The organism is Acidovorax sp. NCPPB 3576 (genome assembly GCF_028473605.1).
In the GTDB taxonomy this organism is placed as follows: domain Bacteria; phylum Pseudomonadota; class Gammaproteobacteria; order Burkholderiales; family Burkholderiaceae_C; genus Paracidovorax.
The window spans coordinates 1,614,226-1,638,413 of sequence record NZ_CP097267.1 but is presented as its reverse complement, the minus strand read 5'-3'; the positions used below and the strand labels follow the sequence as shown (position 1 = coordinate 1,638,413).

The window sequence follows — 24,188 nt, the reverse complement described above, 5'->3', positions numbered from 1 at the left end:
GCCAGCGCCCCCGGTGGCCGCTCCTGCTGGCACCGTGCCCGCCGGGGGACAGCAGGCGGCATGAAGGTTGCAAGGTCCGGACACGGGGCCCGCCCGAGCGGGTTTTCCTGACTGCTACAGCTTCACACGATCTTTTCAATTGACCGTCAGAATGCTCGCCACAACGAAAGCCGCGCCTCGCCCATGAATTCCTCACGATCCGCCACACGCTCGCTGCCCGCCGCCCCCGCTGCCCTCGCCCCACGGCCCTCTCTCGCATTCACCCCCACGTCCGCCACACCCGCCGCCCTGCGCTGGGCAGGCGCCGCCGTGCTGGCCGCCGCCTTCGCGGTGGCCGGGTGTTCGGACAAGGCCGCCAAGCAGCCTGCGCCGCGCGCCCCGGTGGAAGCCGGCGTGGTCACGATCCAGCCCGAGCGGCAGTCGATCACCACCGAGCTGCCCGGGCGCACCAGCGCCTTCCTGGTGGCCGAGATCCGGCCGCAGGTGGGCGGCATCGTGCAAAAGCGGCTCTTCACCGAAGGGGCGGACGTGAAGGCCGGCCAGGTGCTGTACCAGCTGGATGCCTCGCCCTTCGAGGTGGCGTTGGCGAGCGCCGAAGCGTCGCTGGGCAAGGCGCAGGCCACCGTGGGCACGGCCGAGACCAACGCGCGTCGCAATGCCGAGCTGGTCAAGATCGATGCGATCAGCCGCCAGGTGTATGACGACAGCCAGGCGGTGCTGGTGCAGGCCCGCTCGGACCTGGCCGTGAACCGCGCGGCGGTCGAGAACGCCCGCATCAACCTGGGCTACACCCGCATCAAGGCGCCCATCTCGGGCCGCACCACCACCTCGGCCGTGACGCCGGGCGCACTGGTCACGGCCAACCAGACCACGGCGCTCACCACCATCTCTCAGATCGACCCGCTCTACGTGGACGTGACCCAGTCCAGCACCGACGTGCTGCGCCTGAAGACCGACCTGGCCAAGGGGCGCTTTCAGCGCGCGGGCGAAGGCCAGGCGCGCGTGGCGCTCAAGCTGGAGGACGGCAGCACCTACGCCCAGGCCGGCCGGCTGCAGTTCAGTGGCGTCACGGTGAACCCCGCCACCGGCGCGGTCACCCTGCGCGCGGTGTTCCCCAACCCGGACGGCCTGCTGATGCCCGGCATGTACGTGCGCGCCGTGCTGGAGACAGGCGTGAACGAGCAGGCCCTGCTCGTGCCCCAGCAGGGCGTGACGCGCGACACCGCCGGCAACGCCAGCGTGCTGCTGGTCAATGCCGAGAACAAGGTCGAGCGCCGCAAGATCCAGGTCGAGGCCGCCGTGGGCAACCGCTGGCAGGCCGTGGGGGGCCTGGCCGCCGGCGACCGCGTGGTGGTGGACGGGTTGCAGCGCGTGAAGGTGGGCGACACGGTCAAGCCGGTGGAGGTGGCGGCCAAGGCGGCGGCAGCCCCGGCAGGCGGCGCGTCCTCGGCGTCCTCGGCCGCACCGGCTGCGGCACCCGCGGCATCCGGCGCTGCGGCCCCGGCCGCCCGCTGAAGGACCGCCCGCCATGGCACAGTTCTTCATCAACCGGCCCATCTTCGCGTGGGTCATCGCCATCGTCATCATGCTGGCGGGGGCGATGTCCATCAAGACATTGCCGCTGGAGCAGTACCCCAACATCGCGCCGCCGCGCGTGTCCATCAGCGCCACCTACACCGGCGCCTCGGCCAAGACGGTGGAGGAATCGGTCACGCAGGTGATCGAGCAGCAGCTCAAGGGCCTCGACAACCTGATCTACATGGGCTCGACCAGCGATGCCTCGGGCGGCTCGCGCACCACGCTCACCTTCAATGCCGGCACCAACATCGACGTGGCGCAGGTGCAGGTGCAAAACAAGCTGCAGCAGGCCATGTCGCGCCTGCCGCCCGCGGTGCAGAGCCGGGGCGTCACCGTCACCAAGGGCGGCAACGACTACCTGATGATCGTCACCTTCACCTCGCCCGACCCGAGCGTGACGCAGGTGGACATCGGCGACTACATCTCCAGCAACCTGGTGGACGTCATCAGCCGCATCGACGGCGTGGGCGACGTGGCCACGCTGGGCACGCCCTACGCCATGCGCGTGTGGATGGACCCGGCCAAGCTCGAGAAATATGCGCTCATGCCGTCAGACATCGGCAACGCCATCAACGCGCAGAACGCCCAGGTCTCCGCCGGCCAGCTGGGCGCCCTGCCCGCCGTGGGCGAGCAGCAGCTCAACGCCACCATCACCGCGCGCAGCAAGCTGCAGTCGCGCGAGGAGTTCGAGGGCATTGTGCTCAAGTCCACGGTGGACGGCGCCATCGTGCGCCTGAAAGACGTGGCCCGCATCGAGCTGGGCGCCGAGAACCTCACCATCACCTCGCGCCTGAACGGCCAGCCCGGCGCCGGCATGGGCGTGGTGCTGGCCGACAGCGCCAACGCCATGGCGGTGGCCAACGCGGTGAACGCCAAGATCGCCGAGCTGCAGCCGTTCTTTCCGTACCAGCTCAAGCCCTTCACCAGCTACGACACCACGCCCTTCGTGAGCGCCTCCATCGAAGAGGTGGTCAAGGCGCTGGTCGAGGCCATGCTGCTCGTGGTGCTGGTGATGTACATCTTCCTGCAGAACTTCCGCGCCACGCTGATCCCGGCGATCGCGGTGCCCGTGGTGCTGCTGGGCACCTTCGGCGTGCTGTCGGTGGCGGGCTACTCGATCAACACGCTGACCATGTTCGGCATGGTCCTGGCCATCGGCCTGCTGGTGGACGACGCCATCGTGGTGGTGGAGAACGTCGAGCGCGTGATGAGCGAGGAGGGTCTCCCCCCGAAGGAGGCCACGCGCAAGTCCATGGCCGAGATCACGCCCGCGCTGGTGGGCATTGCGCTCACGCTGTCGGCGGTGTTCATCCCCATGGCGTTCTTCGGCGGCTCCACCGGGGTGATCTACCGGCAGTTCTCCATCACCATCGTCTCGGCCATGGTGCTGTCGGTGCTGGTGGCGCTCACGCTCACGCCGGCCCTGTGCGCCACGCTGCTCAAGCCCATCCCCCAGGGCCAGCACAGCCCGCACGGCGCGCCGCGCCGGGGCGTGCTGGGCTGGGTGGACCGCTTCTTCACCGGCTTCAACAGCCGCTTCGACCGCACGGCCGACGGCTACCAGCGCGGCGTGGGCCGCGTGGTGCGCCGGGGCGGGCGGATGATGCTGGTGTATGCGCTCATCGTGGGCGGCATGGCCGTGCTGTTCCTGCGCCTGCCCACCTCGTTCCTGCCCAACGAAGACCAGGGCGCCGTGCAGGTGCAGATCACCCTGCCGCCAGGCGCCTCCAACACCCGCCTGCAGGTGGTGATGGACGAGGTGCAGAAGTACTTCGCCGCGCAGCCCGACGTGGTGAGCTTCAACTCCATCACCGGCTCCAACGGCGACCAAAGCTCGGCGCGCGGCTTCGTGCGCCTCAAAGACTGGAGCGAGCGCCCCCTGGCCTCGCAAAGCGCCGACGCCATCGCCCGCAAGGCCACGCGCGACCTGTCCAAGATTCGCGACGCGCGCATCTTCGTCGTGCTGCCGCCGGCCGTGCGCGGCCTGGGCGCCAATGCCGGCTTCAACTTCCAGCTCAAGGACCTGAACGGCCTGGGCCACGACGCGCTCGTGGCCGCGCGCGACAAGGTGCTGCAGCTGGCCGGCCAGCGGCCCGAACTGTCCAACACCCGCAGCAACAACCTGGACGACACGCCGCAGCTGGGCGTGGCCATCGACGACGCCAAGGCCGGCGCCCTGGGCCTGGCCACCACCGACGTCAACAACACGCTGGGCAGCGCCATCGGCGGCACCTACGTGAACGACTTCCTGAACAAGGGCCGGGTCAAGCGCGTGTACATGCAGGGCGATGCGCCCTACCGCATGCTGCCCCAGGACATCGCGCCCTGGACGGTGCGCAACAGCCAGGGCCTCATGGTGCCGTTCTCGGCGTTCTCCAGCACCAGCTGGACCTACGGCTCGCCCCAGCTGCAGCGCTACAACGGCAGCCCCAGCTACGAATTCGTGGGCGACGCGGCCACGGGGGTCAGCTCCGGCGCGGCCATGGACGCGGTGGAAACCATCATGAAGGAGATGCCGCCCGGCATCGGCTACGAATGGACGGGCGCCTCCTACCAGGAGCGGCTGTCAGGCTCGCAGGCCCCGCTGCTGTATGCCGTGTCCATCCTGTTCGTGTTCCTGTGCCTGGCGGCGCTGTACGAAAGCTGGTCGGTCCCGTTCTCGGTGATCCTGGTCGTGCCGCTGGGCATCGTGGGTGCGCTGCTGGGCATCGGCATCCGCGGGCTGTCCAACGACGTGTACTTCCAGGTCGGGCTGCTGACCACCGTGGGGCTGTCGTCCAAGAACGCCATCCTGATCGTGGAGTTCGCTACCCAGCTGCAAGCCCAGGGCAAGAGCGTGATCGACGCCACGCTGGAGGCCGTGCGCCTGCGGCTGCGCCCGATTCTCATGACCTCGCTGGCCTTCGGCTTCGGCGTGCTGCCGCTGGCCATCGGCACAGGCGCCGGCGCAGGCGGGCGGCAGGCCATCGGCACTGCGGTGCTGGGCGGCATGATCTCCGCCACCGTGCTGGGCATCTTCTTCGTGCCCGTGTTCTTCGTTCTCATCCGCGGCTTCTTCGCCGACCGGGCCGCCAAGGCCGGTGGCCAGCCCACCGGAGCCCCCGCATGACGCCGCGCCAAGCCCCCGCCTTCACCGCCCACCGCCCGCTGGCCTGGGCAGCGGCCGCCGCCGTGGCGCTGGCCGCGCTGCCCGGCTGCACCAACCTGGCGCCACCGTACCAGGCGCCCGCGCTGCCGGTGCCGGCGTCCCTGGGCACGGGCTCGGTGCCGGTCACCGTGACCGCACCCGCCACCTCAGGTGACGGGTCCGCCACGGCGCTCCCGGCCGATCCGCTGGACCGCCCCCTGGAGTGGGCCGAATTTTTGCAAGAACCCCGCCTGCGCGCCCTGGCCGAGATGGCCGTGGCCAACAACCGCGACCTGCGCGTGGCCGTGCTGGCCATCGAACGGGCGCGGGCGCAGTACGGCGTCTCGCGCGCCGACCTGTTCCCCGGCGTGAACGCCACCGGCGCGGGCAGCCGCAGCCGCACCGCCGACGACCTGACCACCGCGGGCCGCTCCAACGTGGGCGGGCAATACAGCGCGCAGCTGGGCTTTGCCAGCTACGAGATCGACTTCTTCGGACGTGTGCGCAACCTGAACGACGCCGCACTGCAGGAGTTCTTGCGCGCCGCCGAAAACCGCCGCAGCGTGCAGCTGAGCCTGGTGGCCGAGGCCGTGAACGCGTGGCTCACCCTCGATGCCGACGGCCGCCGCCTGCAACTGGCCCGCGACACGCTGCGCACGCGCCAGCAGTCGCTGGACCTCACGCAGCGCAGCCATGCGCTGGGCGCCATCTCGGGCCTGACCCTGGCGCAGACGCAGACCACCGTGGACACCGCGCGCGCCGACGTCGCCACCTACACCGCCCAGGTCGCGCGCGACCGCAACGCGCTCGCGCTGCTGGTGGGCGCCGCCGTGCCCGACGACCTGCTGCCGCCCGTGGCCCTGGCCGCCGCAGCGAATGCAGCGCCCACCACGGTGTCGCCCGCCACAGCAACGGCCCCGGCCGACGGCACCTCGCGCAGCAGCGCCCCCCGCAACACCAGCACCGCCGTGGTCCCCGCCACGCCCGCCGCCACATTGCTCGCCGTGCCCGCCGGCCTGCCTTCCGATGTGCTGCTGCGCCGCCCCGACGTGCGCGCGGCCGAGCGCACGCTGCAGGGCAGCTATGCCAGCATCGGCGCGGCGCGCGCGGCGTTCTTTCCGTCCATCACGCTCACCGGCTCCATCGGCACGGCCAGCAATGCGCTGTCGGGCCTGTTCGACGGCGGCAACGGCACCTGGAGCTTCGCGCCGCAGATCCGCCTGCCCATCTTCGACGCCGGCCGCAACAACGCCAACCTGCGCGTGGCCGAAGTGGCCCGCGACACCGCCCTGGCCCAGTACGAAAAATCCATCCAGACCGCGTTCCGCGAAGTGTCCGACGCGCTGGCCGACCGCGCCACGCTGGACGAGCGCCTGGCCGCGCAGCGCTCGCTGCTGGACGCCACCCAGCGCGCCCTGGACCTGTCCGATGCGCGCTACCGGCTCGGGGCCGACAGCTTCCTCACGGTGCTGGACGCGCAGCGCTCGCTGTACGCGGCGCAGCAGACGCAGATCACTCTGCTGCAAGCCGAGCAGACCAACCGGGTCACGCTGTACAAGGTGCTGGGGGGCGGCTGGGCCGCCACCCCCAACGTGGCCCCCTGACCTTGAGCCATCCCGGGGCCGCCCGGTAGGTCATCCACGCCCACTGGCCTGCAACACAGGCGAAGAAGGCCTTCTTTCTGGCAGGCAGGCCAAGGGCCGCCTGCGGCCGGCCGTTCCTGCCTCAACCCATGCCCGCACGTCCGAGCACATGCCAATCCGCGCATGAGATCGCGGCTGCAATCGCAGTTGCAATCGGCCTCATAGCAATTTTCACCCCAAAAATATGATTAAAATGATAAAAAAGACTGCAAGATTAATTAAATTATCAAATTTAGGTTTCTGTGCAAATTCCAACGCGCGGTAAACAAAATTTCACCAATTTTCAGAATCCCATCAAACTGAGCATCTGTCCTACTTCACTCGAAAGGCTTTCAATGCGTAACCTAACCATCCGCCAAAAGCTTCTGGGTGTCATCACGGCAGTGCTGCTCGCCTTCTCTAGCCTGAGCGTGTTCCAGTTGGTCAAGATGTCCGACATCACCCAGGGGCTGGACCAGCTCTACCAGAAAGATTTCACCAACTCCTATTACGTGAGCGAACTCGATGGGCTGCTCACCCGCGTGGACATCAACATCCTGCGCATGATCGCCATCGGCGACCCGGCCCTCATCAAGACGTGGAAGGCTGAGAACACCGAGCGCTTCGCCAAGGCCGACAAGCTCATCGAGGCGTTGTCGCGCAACATCAACGACGATGCCAAGCCGCTCGCCACTGATCTGCAGTCGGCCTACACCAAGATGCGCGCGGGCATGAACCGCCAGATCGAACGCATCGAGGCGAACGACATCCCGGGCGGCGCCGAGGTGAACCGGCTAGAGGTGAAGGACAACGCCAACGCCGTCTTCACGACGCTGGACAAGATCGCCACGCGCATCAAGCAAGGCGCTCAGACCCAGCTCCAGCAGCAACTGGCGACGGGTGCCAGCACCCGCACGGTGGCGCTGGTGGCGCTGGTGCTGATCTCCTTGCTGGGTGTTGCCGGCAGCCTGTTGCTGGTGCGCAACCTGCTGCGCCAGCTCGGCGGCGAGCCCGCCTACGCCGCCAACGTGGCGCGCGAGGTGGCCCAGGGCAACCTGATGGTGGACATCTCCACACGCAACGAAGACAAGGACAGCGTGCTCGCGGCCATGAACGAAATGCGCAACAGCCTGCGCGACATCGTGAGCCGCGTTCGACAGGGTAGCGACAGCATCTCCACCGGCGCCCGGGAGATCGCCTCCGGCAACGTGGACCTGAGCCACCGCACCGAAGAGCAGGCCAGCAACCTACAACAGACGGCCGCCTCGATGGAGCAGCTCAACACCACCGTGCGCAGCAGCGCAGACACGGCACTTCAGGCCACCCAGCTGGCCAACTCTGCCAGCGCCGCCGCGCAACAGGGGGGCGAGGTCGTGCGCCGGGTGGTAGACACCATGGGCGAGATCAGTGGCAGCTCGCGCAAGATCGCGGACATCATCAGCGTGATCGACGGCATCGCCTTCCAGACCAACATCCTGGCGCTCAACGCCGCCGTGGAAGCGGCCCGCGCCGGCGAGCAGGGCCGGGGCTTCGCCGTGGTGGCCAGCGAGGTGCGCAGCCTGGCCGGACGCTCGGCCGACGCCGCCAAGGAAATCAAGGCCCTGATCTCCGCCAGCGTCGAAAAGGTGGAAACCGGTTCGCAACTTGTCGGCGACGCAGGCACCTCGATGGAGAACATCGTCCAGCAAGTCAAGCGCGTGGCCGACCTCATCGCTGAAATCAGCGCCGCCACCAGCGAGCAGACCCAGGGCATCGGCCAGATCAACGCGGCCGTGACGCAGTTGGACCAGACAACGCAGCAGAACGCCGCCCTGGTGGAGGAAAGCTCCGCCGCGGCCGACAACCTGAGCCAGCAGGCCCAGCGGCTCACCGAGATCGTGCGCACCTTCCGCATCGACCTGGACGACAGCAGTTTCCATGGCTTCACGCCCGTGCCCGTGCACGTGCCGGCAGCCCCTCGCAAGGTGCCCGCGGCATCTGCCGCGTTGCGGACTGCGCCGGTGACGAGCCGGCCGGCCCTGGCAAAGCCCGCCAGTGCGGCGCGGCAGGACGAGTGGGCAGCCCACTGAGGGCCGTCACGCCTGGCAGGGCTGGCGGCCGCCTTGCCACGCCGGTTCCGCCGACGAATTGAAAGGCCAGCCTCAGCCCGCCGGCACCAGTTCGACGGCGGCGTGCTCTTCCAGCCACTCGGCGACGGGCCAGCCGGCCTCGTCGGCAATGCCCTGGTTCCAGAACTGCGAGGCGCACAGCACCTCCACGTCCAGCCCTTCGATCGCGCTGCGGGCGATCACCGCGCCGATGTAGGCGCCGCGTGCCCGCTCGACGATGCCCCAGACCAGCGTGGTCTCGGCAGCGCACTGCATGCCGATCAGGAACGCCTCCTTGCGCGCGCCGTCGGCGGTTTTCTCCACCATCCAGGGCAATTGCGCGGCCAGAAGTTCATCTTGCAGCAGCACGGCGAGAAGCTCGCGCGCCTTGTCGGGGCCGAGCGGGACGACCAGGCATCGCTCGGTATCGAATTTCGGGGCCTGGGTGGGCAGCCGCTCGACGCTGGCCTTCATCTCTTGGTACGACATCGTTTTAAACCTCCGTGGGCACCGAGCCTAGGCTGGCGCCCGCTCGGACCGGGTCAGGCGCCCGAAGGAAAGTGGCCGCAGCCGAAGGCCATCGGCCCGGGAGCGGTGCTCCCCCCGCAGCCTCTGTACAAACCCAACCATGGTTACCCGGCGAGCGCCGGATAGTCCGTGTAGCCCTTGGCATCGGGCGTGTAGAACGTGGCCGGATCGGGCGCGTTCAGCAGCGCGTCCTGGCGCATCCGTTCGACCAGATCCGGATTGGCGATGAAAGCCCGGCCGAAGGCGGTGAGGTCGGCCAGGCCGCCCTCCAGCGCGCGCTCCGCACCGGCCTTGTCCAGTCCGCCGGCCAGGATGAACGGGCCGTCGAAAGCCGCCCTCAGATCGGCCTTGAGCTGGGCGGGAACTGGTGGCGTGCCCATGGCCGAGTGGTCCAGCACGTGGACGTACATGAGGCCGAACGCGGAAAGCGCTTTCACCAGGGCGAGGTACTGCGCATCCACGCCGTCGAACGGGCCGGCGCTGTTGACCACCCCATGCGGCGACAGGCGGATGCCCACGCGTTCAGCGCCGATCTCCTTCACCGCCGCACGCGCGATTTCGAGCACCAGGCGGTTGCGCCCTTCGGCGGTTGCGCCATAGCCGTCCGTGCGGCGATTGATGTTGGCATTCAGGAACTGCTCCAGAAGATACCCGTTGGCCGCGTGCAGTTCGATGCCGTCGAACCCGGCTTCGATGGCCAGGCGCGCCGCCGTGGTGTATTCGCCGATCACGGCCTGGATGTCGGCCTCGGTCATGGCGCGTGGCGGCGTGTGCGGCTGGTTGCCTTGCGAATCCGTGCGCATCTCGCCGGGACACACCTCGGCCGACGCGCTGAGCACGTCGGCGCCGGCCGGCATGTTGGCCTGATGGGACACGCGGCCCGTGTGCATCAGTTGCACGACGATCTTGCCGCCTTGGGCATGCACCGCGCTGGTCACCTGCTTCCAGCCTTGAACCTGGGCATCATTGAACAGGCCGGGAATGCGGGCATAGCCCAGGCCGTTCGGCGAAGGCGACGTGCCCTCGGTGATGATGAGCCCGGCGCCCGCGCGCTGCGCGTAGTAGGTGGCCATCAGGCCATTGGGCGTGTTGTTCTCGACCGCGCGGTGGCGCGTGAGGGGCGACATCACCACGCGGTTGCGAAGGGGTGTGTTGCGCAGGGAAAAGGGTTCGAAAAGCATGGGGGGTCCTGGAAAAGAAGGGGCGCGAAGGGAGAGAAGAAGCAGAAGAAGAAACCATCGGGCTGCGAAAGAAAGGCATCCGATGGGCTCGCGTCAAAGAACCTGGTAGCGAGGGGCGGGCGTGCCGACCTGCGTGGCGGCGAACAGCTGGGAGCGGGCGGCCTCGTACCGGTCCCACAGGCCCGCATCGGCCACGGATGGGAAGGTGACCGTCTCGCCTTGGTCCAGCCCTGCGAGCGCCGCATCGACCATGTGCTCGGCCGTCATCAACCCGTCCTTGTTGAGCGCCGCCAGCGGAACGCCCGACAGGTCCCACAGCTCGGTGGCCGTCGATGCCGGCAGGACCACCTGGACCTTCACCTGCGTGCCGGCCAGTTCCTGCTGCAGGCCCGTGCTGTAGTGCAGCACGAAGGCCTTGGTGCCGCTATAGACCGCGCTGATGGGCAGCGAATGGATGCCCAGAACGGAACCGATGTTGACGATCAGGCCCGCGTTTCTCGCGATGAAGCGGGGCACCACCGCCTGGGTCAGGCGCGTGAGCGCGGTGATGTTCAGGGCGATCTGGGACAGCGCATCGTCCGCCGACCGCTGGGACACCTTGCCCAGCCGCGCGATGCCGGCGTTGTTCACCAGGACATGCAGGTTGTCGTTGGTGGACAAAATCGCTTCGACACGCGCCAGGTCGTCGGCCTGGCCCAGGTCCGCCACGATCGGCTCGGCCTGGATGCCATGCGCCTTGGCAAGCCGGTCGCACAGGGCCTGCAGGCGGTCGGCGCGCCGGGCGACCAGAATAAGATCGTATCCACGGGCCGCCAGGCGATCGGCATACACGGCGCCGATGCCGGCCGAAGCCCCGGTGATCAGTGCGACTTTCCGGGATGGGGGATGGGTCATTGCTATCTCTCCGATAAAATTGAGGGCTCAACCAAATTGATTGAGGGCTCAAATGTAGAGCCGAACCTCGGCTTGATTTCAATGGTGCAGCACTCAACCTTTTAAAACGCATGGGAATTACCGACAACCCGATGGACACGCCCAACGCAGGGGTCCAGGCCACGGCCGCAGAGCCTGTCCTGGCCGGCGTGCAGGTCTGCACGAACACGGCGGTGCGCCTGGCGGCCCGCAGGCTGGGGCAGCTGTACGACGACGCCCTCGCGCCGCTGAACCTCAAGGCGACGCAGCTGGCGCTGATGGGGGAGATCGCCAAATTCAAGAGCGCCGAAGCCGAAGGACCGGCGCTGCAGGACCTGGCGGGCCGGCTCGCCATCCAGCTGTCGGCCCTGACCCATGCGCTGCGGCCGCTGGTGCGCGACGGCATCGTCGAGCTGCGGCCCGACGCCCAGGACCGGCGGACCAAGCGGGGCGTGCTGACGCCGCTCGGCAAGCGTTTGCTTTCGGATGCGATCGTGCGATGGGCCACGGCGAACGAACGGGTCGAGGCCGTTCTCGGCCCCGCCTCGGCAGCGAGCTTGAGGGCGTTGGCCGATCAGGTGGCGTCGGATGCGTTCATGGTGGCCTACCAGGCGGAAAACCCGGCACGGGTGCCGCCGGCCCCTTAAGGCGTGCCGCAGGCGGAACGGCCCGACCCATGCGCACCGGCCTGGGCGCTGTGCGCCAAGGCAGGGTCGCACCCGCCCTCCTCACTCCCCGTTGTCTTCGGCGGCCTTGACCAGGTGCTGGCGGCTCTTGTCCAGCAGCCGGCTGTCAATAGGGTGCGCAATCGCCTTGGGCATGACGGTGGTGTCCGCGATCACCTGCTGCGAGCTGGACCTCTTCACAACACCACCACGCCGGGCAGCCTGGATGCTGGCGGCCAGCAGCGTCTCCACGCCTTCTTCTCCAACGCGCTTTCTCCAGCGCGTCAGGCTGGACGGGTCGATGGGCGCCTCGGTCTGCAGGTAGGTCTCGCCGCAGAAGAACTGCCAGTACGGGTTCTCCACCCAGGTGTTCACCACTGCCTCATCGGAGGCGTCGAAGGTGTGCTGCAGGTACGGCAGGCCGGCCACCAGGCGCGCCGGCAAGGCGGGCCGGCCGCGGCCGGATGTGAACGAGACCGCGAAGGTGCGTTCGATCTCGGCCCAGTCGATCAACGCGGCCAGCTTGACCAGCGGGTGACGCATGTTGATCAACTCGTCCAGCCGGGAGATGAACAACTCGTCGCTCTGCGGCTGCGAAGGCTTCGGGCCCATGGAATCTCCGGAGGAATTTGCAAGAAAACAGGTACTGGCAAAACCATACCTTGCAAATGCTGCATCCATCAACCTGAAAAAATGCAAGCAAGATCAACGGCTTGCGCGTTGTTCAGCGCGGACTAAATACTTTCCGGGATCAGGGTGGCTTTGGCCGAATCGCACAGCGAATCCCGGCCGCCGCACCCTCAACCGTCAGTGAACCGCTCCACCAGGAACTCCACGAAGCTGCGCAGCTTGGGCGACCGGTACCGGTCCTGCAGGTACACCACGCTCATCGGCCGCACGGGCAGGTCATGCCCGGGAAACAGCCGCACCAGCCGCCCGGCCGCCACATCGGCCTCCAGCAGGATCGCAGGCTGCAGCACGATGCCCAGACCATGCAGCGCGGCCACGCGCAGCGCCTGGCCGTTATTGACCTGCACGCGGCCCGACACGGGAATGCAAAGCCCGTCGTCGTCGCCGCTGTACAACCGCCAGTTGGCCAGGGCGGCAGGACTGAAGGACAGGCATTCGTGCCCGCTCAGGTCTTCGGGCCGGGCCGGCGTGCCCCGGCGCGCGAGGTACCCGGGCGAGGCGCAGATCATCAGCCGGTACGGCGCCAGCGGCCTGGCGATCAGTGCCGAATCGGGCAGCTGGCCGATGCGGATCGCGGCTTCGAAGCCCTCTTCGATCAGATCGACCACGCGGTCGCTCAAGGACACATCGACGCTCACGTCCGGGTAGCGCGCCAGGTACACCGACAGCGCCGGCATCAGCGCCTCGGTGCCGAAGGTGACCGGCGCGCTGATGCGCAGCTTGCCGGCGGGGGCGAGCTGCAGGTTCTGCGCCTGCGCGTCGGTTTCGGCCACGAGCCGCAGGATCTCCTTGCAGCGCGCGTAGTAGTCCTCGCCCAGGGCCGTCAGGTGCTGGCGCCGCGTGGTCCGGTTCAGCAGTTGCATGCCCAGCCGCTTTTCTAGCGTGCGCAGGTGGTTGCCGGCCATGGTGGCGGAGATTCCGCAGGCTTGTGCGGCAGCGCTCAGGCTGCCTTTTTCCACCGTATGCACGTACACCTGCATGCTGTCGAGCAAGTCCATTGAGCACTCCAGATGCTGAATGCATCAAACAGCGCGCAGTCTATCCAGCCCAGCTATTGAATGGGAGAAGCCCGAGAAGGGCATCCAACTGCGGTACGCCGCTGGCTTTAGAACTTGCGCGCTGATCTTCAGGTTTGGTGGCCAACCCGTGAGCTGCATGATTTGAGCTGCCAGCGGCGAGCTATTCGCTGAGCAGCGACCGCCGCACGGTGGCCTATTCAGTCACCGACAACCAAGCCGGTGATTCGAACACCTCAGTGGGCGCCATTGACGATCCGTTCGCGCCGATGGTCGTCCTGGCTGCGGCCGGGATAACCGGTGTGCCCGCTCTGTCTCAATGGGGACTGGTGCTGATGAGTTTGCTGCTCGGCCTGATGGCTTGACGCATGCGACACGCCACTTGAATTGAATCCGAGCAGGGACGGTGGGCGAATCTCCAGGGCCCCAATGGTGACCGGCTTGCAAGCCGGGCCGAATGGGCTATCGAGAGTCGTTTCTCGCGGGAACAGGATGTGTGGAAAACGAACAGGCTGCCAAGGGACGGAATACTGGACGCCTGTCTCGATTGAGCGCGCGACAGTGCCTGATTTGCGCCGCTTGGCGGGCGGCGACGGCTTTCGGCCAGTAGCAGCCAGTCAACTCAAAGTGAGGCGGGCGCTCAACGTGCAAGCTCAGCGGACGGCCAAGCCGTCCGCTGCAGCGAAAGGTTGAACATCAGGTGCACCTGACTTCTCCCATACATACGGGGCAAGATGCCAGCTTGGCGACCGCGACCACGCGCGTGCCGCAACTCTCGCATTTCCCTTGCTCGTTCAGATCGTCAACACCCGGACGGTCATACCCAGGCGCAGGCAAGGCGACAAACTCGACATCCGGCGGAGCTTCTGGCGACGGCGTGTGGACCTCAACCAGACACAAGCGGAGCCCCTCAGCGTCGAAGCCACGAAGTGCCTCGCATACAACTTCGGCGATTTCGGCTCGCGACATGCCGGCGAGGGCTTCGATGATTTCGTCGCGGCGGGGTCTCATGGTGTTCAACGTTGGACGTAACGAGCGCCGTAGCGCAACGGGGGGAACCAAACTGCGCAGCAGTTTGGCGTCCCGTTGACGTACTTGTTAAAGCGCGGACACATGCTCAACCCAGATAGTTGCGTTGGGGTGATGCTCTGCAATCGTTTCAATCGCGCCCTGCAGAATTTCACCAGGCTCACCGGCAAGCGGATAGATGAAGCGCGACACATCGACAGATTCAAGAGCTTAGTAGTCGGACTCGCTGATAGCGTCCGCGCCGCACCAAATTGGGAACGGAGAAGCCTTTGAATGGGCGATTGCGCGGTGTAGACCCGCAGGAGTGAGTGCAAGGAAGACCATGGCGCTTTAACGTCTGAATTCACCGGCCTGCGCGGCTTTTCGCGCAGGTCTGTTGGAGTAATGGGTTAGAGATTGCCTAGAAATTGCTGGCTTTATTGGCATTGAAAAGCACAGCTTGAATATTTGGAAAGGTGAAAATCCTCATATTTGGGTGCATGGCTTTCAGTGCAGTGATAATCGCAGCAAATTTTCTTCCTTGGTGGTCTTTGCCAATAATATTGTTCAGGTGTATGACATGGTTATTCGAAATCGCACTCGTGGGAGCTAAAAAAATAGCTGTCAAGATCGTTTGAAGTGAGGCTTTAGGTGGCCCCCAATCAAGCGTAAGCAAGTTGACGGCCTGATATACCTCAATATTTAAGGCGCACATTGTCGATGAACTTGCCGCGGATGCAGCCCCTCCCCCTCCGCTGCTGGACGGTGATGTCAGCGGGTTAAAACAAGGAGGGGCAGATTGACCTATTAGGGTCAAAAAATCTAGCGCGCAGTGGCGGCCAACACTGAAAAGCCCAGTATCCGTCGCGGCCGACTTGTTTTGATAGGAGAACGTGTAGCACTCATCCTTAATGGGGCCGCAGCATCCCGTTAGCTTCTGCCCTGGCAACAATTTCGTATGAGCTAAAGGCGTGATTACGTATGCGGAAGCAAGGCTCTTCCGGTTGTTTGGATTCGACCTGTTATGACAATTGGGAAATGGCATGGCTGGCAAGCTCTAATTCAATGTCGACGGCAAAACACGGTTGATACATCCGGGGCGTGACGATACACCCTTTGAAAAAAGGTCTCGCAACCCGCTTGCCCGTTGGCTTGCGAAGCAGGATGCGGCGTAAATAAACAGGTATAAATTTCTCATGAAACCCGGCAAGCGTGAAGTAGGCAAACTATGGCGTGACAGTGAGCCCAACCGAGCTCGCCAACTGTGCGCTCTGCAGACACCGATCCATATGTTTTGAATCAACGGCAGCTTTGGGGCTACGCTGTCCACCGACGACTCAGAGCCCAACGCCACCCCTCGCGGTAGCACCCTAGCCCACACGCACTGCCGTCTCAAGTGCGCCTGCGCACCGCCAGCATTCCCAGCCCCGCCGCCATCAGCGACATCAGGATCAGGCCCCACTCGCTGAGCGTGGGAATCGCGGCCACGCCACTAGGACCCGGCACTGCGGCCAGCACCATGGGAGCGAATGGATCGCTGATGCTGCCCAGCGTGCCGTCGCTGTCGCCCTGCCCGTTGTCCGTCACCTGGTAGGTTGCCGTCAAGCGGTCACCGCTGATGCTGGCGCCGCTGGGCGAGAACCAGCTGTTCGGTGCTCCGAACGTCTGCGGACCGTATTTGCGCAACTGGGCCGCAGCCGGAATGGCGCTGGGATAGGTCACCTTCACCGTGAGCGTGGCGTTGTCGCACCCCGTGGCGGTGAAGCGCAGCACGCCCAGCGGAAAGCTCGCGTTGCTGGGTGCCCCAGGAGGCACGGAGGTGTCGATGTTCAGCGCGCCCACCGTGCATCCCGCAGGCCCCCCAGCGATCTGCACGGAGGCGTTGCCCCCGCCCGGCACCCCCGTCAAAGGCACGCTCGGGTTGACGAACTGCTGCGGTGTGGCCAGGGCCGCCGCTGACAGGGCGCCGTCGCCCACCCCGTTGGCGGCCCGCACCGTAAAGGAATATGCCTGGCCGTTGGTGAGCCCCGAGACCGTGCAGCCCAAAGCGCCGGTCGTCGTGCACGCCACCGTGCTGGCGCCCGCAGGCACAGCTTGCTTGAGCACGGTGTAGCCGGTGACAACGCTGCCGCCGTCATCGGCTGGCGAGGCCCAGGTCAATGCAACGGCACCGTCGCCCGTCGAGGACGTTACCGCCGTCGGCGGGTTGGGTACGGTGACGGCACGCACCAGCAGTGCGTCGGAAGCAATGCCGTTGACCACCGCACGCAAGGCATACCAGCCGCTGGCGAGCGAAGACGGCAAAGGCTGCGAGGTGTAGCTGGTGCTGCTGGCCGCGGCGGGTGCAAGCCATGCGGTTGCCCCGCCGTCCAGGCGCTGCAGCTGCACCAGCGGCAGATTGGTCGCCGAGCTGTTGGTAGAGCCTCCGCTGGCCTCGCTGTCACCGCGCAGCAGCGTGCCGCTGAGGGTCAACGCAGCCCCTGGCCGCAGGGCGCCTGGGCTGGCACTGGTCAGAACCGGTTGGCGGGTGATGGGGGCGCCCAGGTCTGATGTGAACAGCTCCGAACTGGCGACGAGGCTGGTGTTGCCTTGACCTCCCCTGATCAGCACCTTGCCGCTGGGCAGCAGCGTGGCTGTGTGCTGATAGCGCGCAGTGCCCAGATTGCCCGCGCTACTCCAGCCATTGGTGGCCGGGTCGTACAGCTCCGCGCTGGCGACGGTGCCGCTACCGGCACCTCCCGTGACCAGCACCTTGCCGCTGGGCAGCAGCGTGGCCGTGTGCTGATAGCGCCCATTGGCCAGGTTGCCCGCGCTACTCCAGCCATTGGTGGACGGGTCGTACAGCTCCGCGCTGGCGAAGGAACTACCGAGTCCTCCAGTGACCAGCACCTTGCCGCTGGGCAGCAGCGTGGCCGTGTGGTAGTAGCGCGCATTGACCAGGTTGCCCGCGCTGCTCCAGACATTGGTGGACGGGTCGTACAGCTCCGCGCTGGCGACGGTGCCGCTGTTGACGAAACCTCCCGTGACCAGCACCTTGCCGCTGGGCAGCAGCGTGGCCGTGTGCTCGGCGCGCGCATCGCTCAGGTTGCCCGCGCTGCTCCAGACATTGGTGGCCGGGTCATAGAGCTCCGCGCTGGCGACGAGGGCGCTGCCGTACCCTCCCGTGACCAGCACCTTGCCGTTGGGCAGCAGCGTGGCTGTGTGCCCAAAGCGCGCATTGATCAGGTTGCCCGCGCTGCTCCAGCCATTGGTGGACGGGTCGTACAGTTCCGCGCTGGCGAGAGAATTGCCGCTGCTGCTGCCCCCTCCCGTGACCAGCACCTTGCCGCTGGGCAGCAGCGTGGCCGTGTGCAGGTAGCGCCCATTGACCAGGTTGCCCGCGCTGCTCCAGACACTGGTGGCCGGTTCGTACAGCTCCGCGCTGGCGCCGATACTGCTGTTACCGATTCCTCCCGTGACCAGGACCTTGCCGCTGGGCAGCAGCGTGGCCGTGTGGTAGTAGCGCCCATTGACCAGGTTGCCCGCGCTGCTCCAGACATTGGTAGCCGGGTCATAGACCTCCGCGCTGGCGACGAGGCTGCTGTTACCGATTCCTCCCGTGACCAGGACCTTGCCGCTGGGCAGCAGCGTGGCCGTGTGGTAGTAGCGCGCATTGACCAGGTTGCCCGCGCTGCTCCAGACATTGGTGGACGGGTCGTACAGCTCCGCGCTGGCGACGAAGCCGCTACCGGCACCTCCCGTGACCAGCACCTTGCCGCTGGGCAGCAGCGTCGCTGTGTGCCCAAAGCGCGCATTGACCAGGTTGCCCGCGCTGCTCCAGCCATTGGTGGACGGGTCGTACAGCTCCGCGCTGGCGAGCAAATTGCTGTTGTTGAATTGACCTCCCGTGACCAGCACCTTGCCGCTGGGCAGCAGCGTCGCTGTGTGCGAGGCACGCGCATTGACCAGGCTGCCCGCACTGCTCCAGCCATTGGTGGCCGGGTCGTACAGCTCCGCGCTGGCGACGAGGCCGCTACCTGCACCTCCCGTGACCAGCACCTTGCCGCTGGGCAGCAGCGTGGCCGTGTGGTAGGCGCGTGAAGTGTCCAGGCTGCCCGCGCTGCTCCAGACATTGGTGGCCGGGTCGTACAGCTCCGCGCTGGCGAGGGAATCGCCGCTGTTGCCTTGACCTCCCGTGACCAGCACCTTGCCGCTGGGCAGCAGCGTGGCCGCAGATGCGTAGCGTCCAGTGGTAAGGCTGGCCACAGTGCTCCAGGCGGGCTGCGCCAGGGCAGCGCCACTGGCGCCAAGAAGCAGAGAGGCGACAAGAAATACCCAGAATCGCCGAAACCAGGCGAAGTCCAAGACAGGATGCAGGGTCATATTCAGAGTCGCTCGGACTGGTTTTGGTCAGGCAGGAGGCCATCCTGAGCCGATAGAGACCCGCGCTCGATCGACTCGCGCGCTCAGGCCCCTGACCGGGAATCCACTGCCATGGGTTGGTAACGTTGCGCGACGAACCATTCAGGTTTCCGCACACGGGTGTGACATCGGACCGGAGGGTGTGTCTCTTCGACCGATTCGGCATGTTACGAGTGGTTGCCGTTTTTGTCGTTACCTGAAATTGGTGAATTTGAGGGCGACGCCCGAGGCAGGTGGCGGGGCAAATTGCCGGCGATCCGGCCTGTTCGACGGCGGCAACGGCACCTGGAGCTTCGCCCCGCAGATCCGCCTGCCGATCTTCGACGCCGGCCGCAACAACGCCAACCTGCGCGTGGCCGAAGTGGCGCGCGACACGGCGCTGGCCCAGTACGAAAAATCCATTCAGACCGCGTTCCGCGAAGTGTCCGACGCCCTGGCCGACCGCGCTACGCTGGGCGAACGCCTGGCCGCCCAGCGCTCGCTGCTGGACGCCACCCAGCGTGCGCTGGACCTGTCCGATGCGCGCTACCGGCTGGGGGCCGACAGCTTTCTGACGGTGCTGGATGCACAACGCTCGCTGTACGCCGCGCAGCAAACGCAGATCACCCTGCTGCTGGCCGAACAGACGAACCGGGTCACGCTGTACAAGGTGTTGGGCGGCGGCTGGGCCGCCGGCGGTGCGGGCGCGGCGGCGGACGATCCGGTTCTGCGCTGACGCGAGATGCGACGGGTGCGCTCGGTGTACCCCAGCCTGCCAACGAAGCAATGCATTGACGGCCTAAGGCGGGCGGCAGGCGGCAAATCGATGCGGCGGGCAGGGCTGGACCGAGCCGAGCCTCTTGCCCCTACGCTGCGCGAATCCATGGGCGAAGGTCCGAGCCCCCCGCCCCGAAGAAAGCTGCATGCATTCAGTCATCACCAGGCCTGCTGATGAACCCGCTCTAACGATAGTAGTTGCCGTAATCGAGATTTCCTCCAGGGAAAACGGTCGATACCTCGAAATCAGCGGGGTTGTAATGCGGCCGAACCGGCGACTGAGCAGGAATACTCTCGTCTCGATCAACCATCGCCGCAACCACTTCGGCACGGTGTTCGTTCACGATTCTGGTAAGTCGCTGCAATTTTCTGCTGACATCATCCGGTCCTACGGGACGTCCTGTTCCGACAAGGTAGCTCTGAATTTTTGCACTCAGTTTCTCGCACGCTGCCACGGCGCTCTTCATGCCGCCATGGTCGGGGTACTGAATCGCATGCTCCAGCAAAAGCGATATGGCTTCCTGCTGCTGTCGGAGAGTTCGTGCGGCGTTTCGCGTGGTTGGCTCTGTCGCGTGTAGTGGGGAGCGCGGTGCCATGGATCCCGCCGCACTCGTCCGTCCTCGGCCTGGACCTGGGCCTGCATACGGCGAGCCATGTTGCAGCGGTGATCGGTTCCCTGGGGTTGCGACGGGGGTGTTTGCCGCAGGGGTCTGAATCGGCGTGGAACGGCGCGACGTGCTGGATTGAACGCATCCCATGGGGGGTTCCTTTGAAAAGTTGAAAACCCCAGTGTGTCTTCCATTCCATCTAATGGAAAAAAGGATGCGAAGCATTGATTGGATTACCGAAGCAGCGATGGTGCGATGAGCACATCGCCTCGTGATGCATCTGCTGCGCACCACCCCAAGCACCAAAGCGGTTCGCACCTGCCCCGCCGTCGAGCAGTACCGGGTGGCAGAACACTACGATATCAATAGCAAACTCCCCTAGTCCCATATGCGGTGGAGCCATATTCTCCTGAAACACCTCTGACTGCCTTCACCTGGCACGCGCATTGCAACACCCACCCCGTGACCAATGCCGGTCACATGGCTGGCCCCTTCCAATGGCGGAAACGGGGCGGCCAGGACGAAGGCGTCCCCACCGATGTGCAGGCTGAAACGGCCCGCGCTCTGTGCGGACGCCTTTTTTGTTTTTTGGCACGAACACCCATTGGGGGTCACGATGAAAAAATCCAGGCTGGTGATGGTGGGCAATGGCATGGCCGGGGTGCGCACGCTCGAAGAGCTGCTCAAGATCGCCCCGGACCTGTACGACATCACGGTGTTCGGCGCCGAGCCGCACCCCAACTACAACCGCATCCTGCTGTCGCCCGTGCTGGCGGGCGAGCAGACGATCGACGAGATCATCCTGAACGACTGGGCCTGGTACGAAGAGCACGGCATTCACCTGCACACGGGCTTCACGGTGCATGAAGTGGACCGCGTGCGCCGGGTGGTGCACGCCACCAACGCGGCGGGCGAGGCCATCAGCGCCGAGTACGACCGGCTGATCCTCGCCACCGGCTCCAACCCGTTCATCCTGCCGATCCCTGGCAAGGACCTGCAAGGCGTGCTGGCGTACCGCGACATCGCCGACACGCAGGCCATGATCGACGCCGCCTCCACGTACAAGCACGCAGTGGTCATCGGCGGCGGGCTGCTGGGGCTGGAGGCAGCCAACGGGCTGATGAAGCGCGGCATGCAGGTGAGCGTGGTGCACGTGGGCGACTGGCTGATGGAGCGGCAGCTGGACGACGTGGCCGGCAAGATGCTGCAAAAGTCGCTGGCCGAGCGCGGCATGCAGTTTTTGATGAAGGCGCAGACGCAGGAGCTGGTGGGCGGCCCGGACGGCGGAGGCCGCGTGACGGCCGTGCGGTTCAAGGACGGCACCGAAGTGCCCGCCGACCTGGTGGTGATGGCGGTGGGCATTCGCCCCAACACGCAGCTGGCCGAAAAGATGCGCCTGCACGTCAACCGCGGCATCGTGGTGAGCGACACGCTGCAGACCACGACCGATGCGCGCATCTACGCCGTGGGCGAGTGCGCCGCGCACCGGGGCATCGCCTACGGGCTGGTGGCGCCGCTGTTCGAGCAGGGCAAGGTGCTGGCCAACCACCTGGCGGAGTTCGGCATCGGGCGCTACCAGGGCTCGCTCACCTCCACCAAGCTCAAGGTGACGGGCATCGACCTGTTCAGCGCGGGCGACTTCCAGGGCGGCGAAGGCACCGAGGAGATCGTGATGAGCGACCCTTTCGGCGGCGTGTACAAAAAACTCGTCATCAAGGACGACAAGCTCGTGGGCGCGTGCCTCTACGGCGACACGGTGGACGGCAGCTGGTACTTCAAGCTGCTGCGCGACGGCCGCACGGTGGGCGACATCCGCGACAAGCTGATGTTCGGCGAGAGCAACATCGGCGACGCGGGCCACCAGGGCCACAGCAAGGCCGCCGCCATGGCCGACACCGACGAGGTGTGCGGCTGCAACGGCGTGACCAAGGGCGCGATCTGCAAGGCCATCAAGGACAAGGGCCTGTTCACGCTGGACGACGTGAAAAAGCACACCAAGGCCAGCGCCAGCTGCGGCTCGTGCACGGGCCTGGTGGAGCAGATCATCATGTTCACGGCCGGCGGCGACTACTCCGCCACGCCCAAGACCAAGGCGGTGTGCGGCTGCACCGACCACGGCCACCAGGCCGTGCGCGACGCGATCCGCGCCAACAAGCTGCTGTCCATCGGCGACGTGTTCGCCTTCCTGGAATGGAAGACGCCCAACGGCTGCGCCACCTGCCGCCCGGCCGTCAACTACTACCTCATCAGCACCTGGCCCAAAGAGGCCAAGGACGACCCGCAAAGCCGCGCCATCAACGAGCGCAGCCACGCCAACATCCAGAAAGACGGCACGTACAGCGTGATCCCGCGCATGTGGGGCGGCGAGACCACGGCCAGTGAACTGCGCCGCATCGCCGACGTGGTGGACAAATACCAGATCCCCACGGTGAAGGTGACGGGCGGCCAGCGCATCGACCTGCTGGGCGTGAAGAAGGAGGACCTGCAGGCCGTTTGGAAGGACATCGGCATGCCCAGCGGCCACGCCTACGCCAAGGCCCTGCGCACGGTGAAGACCTGCGTGGGCAGCGAATGGTGCCGCATGGGCACGCAGGACAGCACGCAGATGGGCAAGGACCTGGAGCGCGCCATGTGGCGCATGTACGCCCCGCACAAGGTCAAGTTCGCGGTGAGCGGCTGCCCGCGCAACTGCGCCGAGAGCGGCATCAAGGACGTGGGCATCATCGGCGTGGACAGCGGCTGGGAGATGTACATCGCCGGCAACGGCGGCATCAAGACCGAGGTGGCGCACTTCTTCACCAAGCTCAAGACCGCCGCCGAGGTGCTGGAGTACACCGGCGCGTTCTGCGAGCTGTACCGCCAGGAGGGCTGGTACCTGGAGCGCACGGTGCACTACGTGAACCGCGTCGGCCTCGATCACGTGAAGAAACGCATCCTCGAAGACCACGAAGGCCGCCGCGCGCTGTGGGAGCAGCTGCAGTTCGCGCTGGATGGCGAGCCCGACCCGTGGTTCGACTTTCAGGAAGCGCGCGTGGACACGCGGCAGTTCGCCGCCATCGCGCCATGAGCGCGGCCCAGCCATTGCCGCAGCGACTACAACCACCACCCACCATCATTCATCACCCCGATTCGCAAGGAGCCGCCATGAGCGACTGGAAATACATCTGCCGCGTGGACGACATTCCCGTGCTGGGCTCGCGCCGCGTGGCACGGCCGCAGGGGCTGGACGTGGCCGTGTTCCGCAACGGGGCGGACGAGGTGTTCGCGCTGCTGGACCGGTGTCCGCACAAGGGGGGGCCGCTGTCGCAGGGGATCGTGTTCGGGACGAGCGTGGCGTGTCCGCTGCACAACTGGACGATCGGGTTGTGCGATGGGCAGGCTTCGGCGCCGGATGAGGGGTGTACGCCGAAGTTTGCGGTGAAGGTGGAGGGGGGGGAGGTGTTTTTGGATGCTGTGGAGTTGGCGGGGCATGCGGTGGAGTGGGGGCGGCCGGTGGCGGGGCCTTTGAGGCGAGTGGTTGGGTCTGGGTTGGGGGCTTGAGTGTTGGCTGTGTTCTGTTTTTGCAGTGGCTGCGGCTTCTTCTCCCGGGGCCGGGTCTCGGCCCGGCGGCCGAGGTACTTTTCTTTGCTTCGCCAAAGAAACGTACCCAAAAGAAAGGCGACCCTGCTGGCTGCGTCCCTGCGCTTCGCTTCGGGCAACCTGCGGTGCTCGCGGCTGGCGGGGTCCGCGCAAACTCGCTCCACTGCGTTGCGCTCAAACAGCGCGCGGCCCTTTTTCCGCCAGCCGCTGCGCTCCTCGGCACATCCAGAAGGGAACCCAGCGGCCCAACAGCCCACACGGGCCATCGCTCCGCTCGGCCGCCCGTGCGCGAGCGCGTGGCGCCGCGCACCCAGGGCCGAGCGAAGCAATGGCCCGGCTGGCGGGTTCCCTTCTGGATGCGCCGAGGAGCGCAGGGCGCGGGGCGGGCAGGTGTGCCGCAGGACACACCTGCCTTCGTCATCTGACTCGC

17 protein-coding genes and 2 pseudogenes are annotated in these 24,188 nt (G+C 66.3%); 10 read left to right on the top strand and 9 right to left on the bottom strand.

What is annotated here, in order from left to right; genetic code table 11:
- Positions 1-183: 183 nt before the first annotated feature.
- From M5C98_RS07555 to M5C98_RS07540, 4 genes are all read left to right on the top strand, one after another.
- Complete coding sequence (locus M5C98_RS07555) at positions 184-1,515, top strand: efflux RND transporter periplasmic adaptor subunit (RefSeq protein ID WP_272551956.1); 1,332 nt, start codon at positions 184-186, stop codon at positions 1,513-1,515.
- Positions 1,516-1,528: 13 nt separating this feature from the next.
- Positions 1,529-4,687: an efflux RND transporter permease subunit gene (locus M5C98_RS07550; protein WP_272551955.1), complete on the top strand. Its 3,159-nt coding sequence runs from the start codon at positions 1,529-1,531 to the stop codon at positions 4,685-4,687.
- Entirely contained in the window at positions 4,684-6,309 is a 1,626-nt protein-coding gene (locus tag M5C98_RS07545) for an efflux transporter outer membrane subunit (protein WP_272551954.1), read from the top strand. The genes M5C98_RS07550 and M5C98_RS07545 overlap by 4 nt, the downstream gene beginning before the upstream one ends.
- A 374-nt stretch (positions 6,310-6,683) precedes the next feature.
- Entirely contained in the window at positions 6,684-8,396 is a 1,713-nt protein-coding gene (locus M5C98_RS07540) for a methyl-accepting chemotaxis protein (protein ID WP_272551953.1), read from the top strand.
- A 72-nt stretch (positions 8,397-8,468) separates the two neighbouring features.
- On the opposite strand, the gene M5C98_RS07535 is transcribed toward M5C98_RS07540, so the two are convergent.
- The 3 genes from M5C98_RS07535 to M5C98_RS07525 all read right to left on the bottom strand — a co-directional run bounded on the left by M5C98_RS07535 (position 8,469) and on the right by M5C98_RS07525 (position 11,017).
- Positions 8,469-8,903, bottom strand: a complete 435-nt coding sequence (locus tag M5C98_RS07535; RefSeq protein ID WP_272551952.1) for a GNAT family N-acetyltransferase — start codon at positions 8,901-8,903, stop codon at positions 8,469-8,471.
- A 143-nt stretch (positions 8,904-9,046) separates the two neighbouring features.
- Positions 9,047-10,123: an alkene reductase gene (locus M5C98_RS07530; RefSeq protein ID WP_272551950.1), complete on the bottom strand. Its 1,077-nt coding sequence runs from the start codon at positions 10,121-10,123 to the stop codon at positions 9,047-9,049.
- 93 nt (positions 10,124-10,216) lie between these two features.
- Positions 10,217-11,017, bottom strand: a complete 801-nt coding sequence (locus tag M5C98_RS07525) for an SDR family NAD(P)-dependent oxidoreductase (protein WP_272551949.1) — start codon at positions 11,015-11,017, stop codon at positions 10,217-10,219.
- Positions 11,018-11,127: 110 nt separating this feature from the next.
- Between M5C98_RS07525 and M5C98_RS07520 the strand changes: the two genes are divergently transcribed.
- On the top strand, positions 11,128-11,682 hold the full coding sequence (locus tag M5C98_RS07520) for a MarR family winged helix-turn-helix transcriptional regulator (protein ID WP_272551947.1): 555 nt from the start codon (positions 11,128-11,130) through the stop codon (positions 11,680-11,682).
- Positions 11,683-11,772: 90 nt separating this feature from the next.
- Here M5C98_RS07520 and M5C98_RS07515 read toward each other — a convergent pair.
- Both M5C98_RS07515 and M5C98_RS07510 read right to left on the bottom strand, forming a co-directional pair.
- Positions 11,773-12,312: pseudogene (locus tag M5C98_RS07515) on the bottom strand (transposase); the annotation flags it as partial.
- Between the two features lie 188 nt (positions 12,313-12,500).
- On the bottom strand, positions 12,501-13,388 hold the full coding sequence (locus tag M5C98_RS07510) for a LysR family transcriptional regulator (protein ID WP_272551946.1): 888 nt from the start codon (positions 13,386-13,388) through the stop codon (positions 12,501-12,503).
- Between the two features lie 209 nt (positions 13,389-13,597).
- Here M5C98_RS07510 and M5C98_RS07505 point away from each other — a divergent pair, with 209 nt between their 5' ends.
- Entirely contained in the window at positions 13,598-13,771 is a 174-nt protein-coding gene (locus M5C98_RS07505; protein ID WP_272551944.1) for an IPTL-CTERM sorting domain-containing protein, read from the top strand.
- A gap of 421 nt (positions 13,772-14,192) precedes the next feature.
- Positions 14,193-14,438 (top strand): hypothetical protein, encoded by a 246-nt coding sequence (locus M5C98_RS07500; RefSeq protein WP_272551943.1) that lies wholly within the window; start codon positions 14,193-14,195, stop codon positions 14,436-14,438.
- A 66-nt stretch (positions 14,439-14,504) separates the two neighbouring features.
- Here the strand turns inward: M5C98_RS07500 and M5C98_RS07495 are convergent, their stop codons facing one another.
- The 3 genes from M5C98_RS07495 to M5C98_RS07485 form a co-directional block, all read right to left on the bottom strand.
- The gene (locus tag M5C98_RS07495; RefSeq protein WP_272551941.1) at positions 14,505-14,627 is read right to left on the bottom strand and encodes a hypothetical protein; all 123 of its coding nucleotides are present in this window, start codon (positions 14,625-14,627) and stop codon (positions 14,505-14,507) included.
- Between the two features lie 208 nt (positions 14,628-14,835).
- Positions 14,836-15,459, bottom strand: coding sequence for a hypothetical protein (locus tag M5C98_RS07490; RefSeq protein ID WP_272551940.1), 624 nt, complete (start codon positions 15,457-15,459; stop codon positions 14,836-14,838).
- A gap of 347 nt (positions 15,460-15,806) precedes the next feature.
- Positions 15,807-18,659, bottom strand: a complete 2,853-nt coding sequence (locus M5C98_RS07485; RefSeq protein WP_272551939.1) for an IPTL-CTERM sorting domain-containing protein — start codon at positions 18,657-18,659, stop codon at positions 15,807-15,809.
- 406 nt (positions 18,660-19,065) lie between these two features.
- Here M5C98_RS07485 and M5C98_RS07480 point away from each other — a divergent pair.
- A pseudogene (locus M5C98_RS07480) lies at positions 19,066-19,530 on the top strand (TolC family protein); the annotation flags it as partial.
- 226 nt (positions 19,531-19,756) lie between these two features.
- Here the strand turns inward: M5C98_RS07480 and M5C98_RS07475 are convergent.
- The gene (locus M5C98_RS07475) at positions 19,757-20,167 is read right to left on the bottom strand and encodes a hypothetical protein (protein WP_272551938.1); all 411 of its coding nucleotides are present in this window, start codon (positions 20,165-20,167) and stop codon (positions 19,757-19,759) included.
- A 628-nt stretch (positions 20,168-20,795) separates the two neighbouring features.
- Between M5C98_RS07475 and nirB the strand changes: the two genes are divergently transcribed.
- Together nirB and nirD are read left to right on the top strand one after the other, a co-directional pair.
- Positions 20,796-23,246, top strand: coding sequence for a nitrite reductase large subunit NirB (gene nirB, locus M5C98_RS07470; RefSeq protein ID WP_272551937.1), 2,451 nt, complete (start codon positions 20,796-20,798; stop codon positions 23,244-23,246).
- A gap of 77 nt (positions 23,247-23,323) precedes the next feature.
- Entirely contained in the window at positions 23,324-23,719 is a 396-nt protein-coding gene (gene nirD / locus M5C98_RS07465; RefSeq protein WP_272551936.1) for a nitrite reductase small subunit NirD, read from the top strand.
- The last annotated feature ends 469 nt before the right edge of the window (positions 23,720-24,188 follow it).

Excerpts from the sequence above, each read along its gene's own strand:
- M5C98_RS07510 (WP_272551946.1), bottom strand. The coding sequence starts at position 13,388 with ATGGACTTGCTCGACAGCATGCAGGTGTACGTGCATACGGTGGAAAAA.
- nirB (WP_272551937.1), top strand. The coding sequence starts at position 20,796 with ATGAAAAAATCCAGGCTGGTGATGGTGGGCAATGGCATGGCCGGGGTG.
- M5C98_RS07490 (WP_272551940.1), bottom strand. The coding sequence starts at position 15,459 with ATGCCATTTCCCAATTGTCATAACAGGTCGAATCCAAACAACCGGAAG.
- M5C98_RS07525 (WP_272551949.1), bottom strand. The coding sequence starts at position 11,017 with ATGACCCATCCCCCATCCCGGAAAGTCGCACTGATCACCGGGGCTTCG.
- M5C98_RS07555 (WP_272551956.1), top strand. The coding sequence starts at position 184 with ATGAATTCCTCACGATCCGCCACACGCTCGCTGCCCGCCGCCCCCGCT.
- M5C98_RS07540 (WP_272551953.1), top strand. The coding sequence starts at position 6,684 with ATGCGTAACCTAACCATCCGCCAAAAGCTTCTGGGTGTCATCACGGCA.
- M5C98_RS07535 (WP_272551952.1), bottom strand. The coding sequence starts at position 8,903 with ATGTCGTACCAAGAGATGAAGGCCAGCGTCGAGCGGCTGCCCACCCAG.
- M5C98_RS07550 (WP_272551955.1), top strand. The coding sequence starts at position 1,529 with ATGGCACAGTTCTTCATCAACCGGCCCATCTTCGCGTGGGTCATCGCC.
- M5C98_RS07520 (WP_272551947.1), top strand. The coding sequence starts at position 11,128 with ATGGGAATTACCGACAACCCGATGGACACGCCCAACGCAGGGGTCCAG.
- M5C98_RS07545 (WP_272551954.1), top strand. The coding sequence starts at position 4,684 with ATGACGCCGCGCCAAGCCCCCGCCTTCACCGCCCACCGCCCGCTGGCC.
- M5C98_RS07530 (WP_272551950.1), bottom strand. The coding sequence starts at position 10,123 with ATGCTTTTCGAACCCTTTTCCCTGCGCAACACACCCCTTCGCAACCGC.
- M5C98_RS07475 (WP_272551938.1), bottom strand. The coding sequence starts at position 20,167 with ATGGCACCGCGCTCCCCACTACACGCGACAGAGCCAACCACGCGAAAC.
- nirD (WP_272551936.1), top strand. The coding sequence starts at position 23,324 with ATGAGCGACTGGAAATACATCTGCCGCGTGGACGACATTCCCGTGCTG.